Source organism: Moorena sp. SIO4G3 (genome assembly GCF_010692305.1).
Classification (GTDB): Bacteria; Cyanobacteriota; Cyanobacteriia; order Cyanobacteriales; family Coleofasciculaceae; genus Moorena; species Moorena producens_A.
Genome location: NZ_JAAHIG010000674.1, coordinates 1 through 2168, shown reverse-complemented (window position 1 = coordinate 2168; position 2168 = coordinate 1). Strand labels below are relative to the sequence as shown.

Sequence of the window (2168 nt, the reverse complement as noted above, 5' to 3'; positions counted from 1 at the left end):
CGATTCCCGATTCCCGATTCCCGATTCCCGATTCCCGATTCCCGATTCCCGATTCCCGATTCCCGATTCCCGATTCCCGATTCCCGATTCCCGATTCCCGATTCCCGATTCCCGATTCCCGATTCCCTGTTCCCTAAAAAAAATAACTTAGTTTAAGCTTTAAGGATGTTCAATTGTGTTAGCTAATCAGCCATTAATCTCATTGATTGATATTCCATTCTTGGTAATAGCATTTGCCCTGATCGTTCCAATTACAGTTCTTTTTATTGAATGTAGTGCAGCAATTTTGCCTAAGGCATCTGAGCCATGGTGGGATGCTAGCAAACCCCGACCAACGGTGGCTGTTTTAGTTCCAGCTCACAATGAAGCCTCTGATATCAGTGCCACCCTGGAAACATTACTACCTCAGCTTACAGAGCAAGACCAACTAATAGTCATTGCTGATAATTGCACTGATGACACGGCAGCAGTGGCTCGGAAATCTGGCGCTATTGTAATTGAACGACAGGATCATGAGCGTAGAGGTAAGGGATATGCCTTAGACTTCGGTATGGGCTTTATTGAGCCTAATCCACCGGATGTCGTGGTGGTGGTTGATGCAGACTGTATGGTTGCTGAAGGAACAATTTCACGGATTTCCCGCCTTGCGATCGCTACACAACGACCGGTTCAGTCAACTTACTTAATGACACAACCAGACAAACCGGTAGTAAAGGATTTGATCTCTACCCTGGCGGTGAAATTCAAAAATACAGTCCGTCCGAGTGGGTTACATCGACTGGGCTTACCTTGTTTGTTAACAGGTTCAGGAATGGCGTTCCCCTGGTCAGTGATTAGCAAAATCTGTTTGGCTGGCAGTAAAACAGTTGATGATATGCAGTTGGCTTTGGATTTAGCGATCACTGGACATTCCCCAATATATTGCCAACAAGCAGGAGTCACAGGTCGTTTGATGAAAGACGCTTCAGCAAAAAGTCAAAGGTCACGCTGGGAGCATGGTCATATCGAGACTTTGCTCAACCAAGTTCCTAAGTTGCTCAAAGAGTCTGTTCGTCAAAGACGTTTCGACCTATTAGCGATCGCATTAGACTTATGTGTGCCACCATTGTCCCTATTGGTTCTAATTTGGGTGGCTGCTACAGGGGGATCTTTACTCGGGGTAGCCTTAGGAGGATCATGGATAAGTACTATTGTCTTACTAATCGAAGGGGTGCTGCTGTTAATTGCGATTGTTGAAGGTTGGGCTAAATTTTGCCGAGCAGACTTTCCGATCCTGATGCTCTTAGCTGTCCCAATTTACATTCTGTGGAAAATTCCCCTCTATCTGGCTTTTCTGGTGGAACCTCAGACCAAGTGGATTCGCACAGAACGAGATGCAGTCGATACCCCATCATCGTAATCAACTGATTCTACTAGGAGAGATCATTATCTGGTCTCTTCTTTAGCCTAGGTATAGGATTCTTAAGTAATTGTTTGAGAGTCAGGGTTAATTAAATTTTTAATATCATAATTTAGCCCACGGAAGTATCCTTGGGCTTACCTATTTTGGAGATAAATATTTGATAGTTTGCCCATAAATACTATAAAATATAGTAGGATCATAAGTGTATAATTAACTAAAAGTAAACTGGTGGATATTACCAAGTATTTAGAGGTTGTCTGAGAAGTCTCATTTGCTAGATCAAAGCCCCCTAAATCCCCCAAATTTGGGGGACTTTTAGAAGCAAATTGACTCTTGTTCCCCCCAAAGTTGGGGGGCTAGGGGGGCAAAATTCAGTATAAAAAAACTTTTCAGATATCCTCTTACAGTCGTACTACAGATCGATATGAGGAGATGGTAAGATTAAAGTTATCTGTAGCATTAATTAAAATAATTGGTATCAAATTGATTTACATTTATTAATATTAATCAAGTTTTACATGACAAAAGTATTGTAAAAAAAAGACTATAAATAACCGAAACAAAAGGAGTTGACGGCACTCCATAATATGGATAAATTTTGCTTCTACATCGATAAAGTATAGCATCGATGTGAAAAGGGTTATAAACCTGGACAATCCGGATTATTGCCCTGAGAGTTGGTAATTATTAGTGTCTCCCTGCAAAAATTAGCATCCTCTTGGATATACAACAGGGGGCTGAAACCTTATCAACTAGTTAAAGGGGA

Annotated in this window: 1 protein-coding gene; it reads left to right on the top strand. The window is 41.7% G+C overall.

Annotation, left to right across the window (positions count from 1 at the left end; genetic code table 11):
- Positions 1–175: 175 nt before the first annotated feature.
- Positions 176–1399: a glycosyltransferase family 2 protein gene (locus F6J99_RS44445; protein ID WP_293123688.1), complete on the top strand. Its 1224-nt coding sequence runs from the start codon at positions 176–178 to the stop codon at positions 1397–1399.
- The last annotated feature ends 769 nt before the right edge of the window (positions 1400–2168 follow it).